The sequence below is a fragment of the Sphingomonas sp. RS2018 genome (genome assembly GCF_054489605.1).
Genome location: NZ_JBTMWL010000012.1, coordinates 1 through 1,194, shown reverse-complemented (window position 1 = coordinate 1,194; position 1,194 = coordinate 1). Strand labels below are relative to the sequence as shown.

General features: G+C 68.2%; 2 protein-coding genes. Both read right to left on the bottom strand.

The features are described from left to right. Nucleotides 1-758, bottom strand: a 758-nt coding sequence (locus ACX40P_RS15135; RefSeq protein WP_459127188.1) for a recombinase family protein, incomplete at its 3' end; no start/stop codon positions are given. Next, nucleotides 755-1,194: DUF2924 domain-containing protein (locus tag ACX40P_RS15130; protein WP_459127187.1), on the bottom strand; the 440-nt coding region annotated here is incomplete at its 5' end. The genes ACX40P_RS15130 and ACX40P_RS15135, both read right to left, overlap by 4 nt.

The window sequence follows — 1,194 nt, the reverse complement described above, 5'->3', positions numbered from 1 at the left end:
TAGCGGGTGCCCTTGTGCTCGATCATGCCGATGTAGACCGGGTTGGACAGCAGCTTGTAGATCTGCCCGCGCGACCAGGCGCAGCCGCCATAGGTGCCACCCTTGCCGTTGACCCGGGGCGGGGTGGTCAGGCGGTCGCGGACAAGCTCGTCAGCGACCAGCCGCACCGTGCCCAGCCGCAGATAGCGCGCGAAGATGTCACGGACCTGTTCGGCTTCACGCTCGACGATTACGAGCGTCCGCCCATCGGGCGCATAGCCAATCGGCGGGATGCCCCCCATCCACATGCCGCGCGCCTTGGAGGCGGCGATCTTGTCGCGGATACGCTCGGCGGTCACCTCGCGCTCGAACTGCGCAAACGACAGCAGCATGTTGAGCGTCAGCCGGCCCATGCTGGTGGTGGTGTTGAACGACTGGGTGACGCTCACGAACGACACCTTGCCGGCGTCGAGCCGCTCGACGAGCTTGGCAAAGTCGAACAACGACCGGGTCAGGCGATCGACCTTGTAGACGACGATAATGTCGACACGCCCGGCATCGACCTCGGCGAGCAGCCGCTGCAGCGCGGGGCGCTCGAGCGTACCGCCCGACAGGCCACCATCATCGTAGACCTCGGGCAGCGCGGTCCACCCTTCGCTGGCCTGTGACAGGATATAGGCGGCACAGGCCTCGCGCTGCGCGTCGAGGCTGTTGAATGCCTGCTCCAGCCCCTCGTCGCTCGACTTGCGGGTGTAGATCGCACAGCGGACCGGCTTCATGCCGCGGCCTTGCGCTGCTTGAGGCCGAAGAATGCCGGGCCCGACCAGCGTGTGCCGGTGATGGCGCGGGCGACCTCGGAGAGCGAACCGTACGCGCGGTCTTCCCAGCGGATCACGCGGTCCTCGCCGACAGTCACGATATGCACGCGACCCTGCCACTCGCGCACCAGCCGGGTGCCCGGTTGCACACTCAGCGTGCGAGCCTTGCCAGTATCCAGCTCGACCAGCGTCCGCCGCGTCTCGCGTGACAAACCACCGCAGGCCAGCGCCTGCAGCTCCCAGGCGAGGGCCAGCCGCAGCAGGCTGGGGCTGATCCGCGGCAGCGGCGTGGCGGTCACACGTCGCCACTCGACGCGCAGCTCTGCCGAAGACAGCCCGGCCAACCGGCCGAGCTGCTCCTCCACCCGCGCGGTCATGCGGCCACCGCTACGCTGTA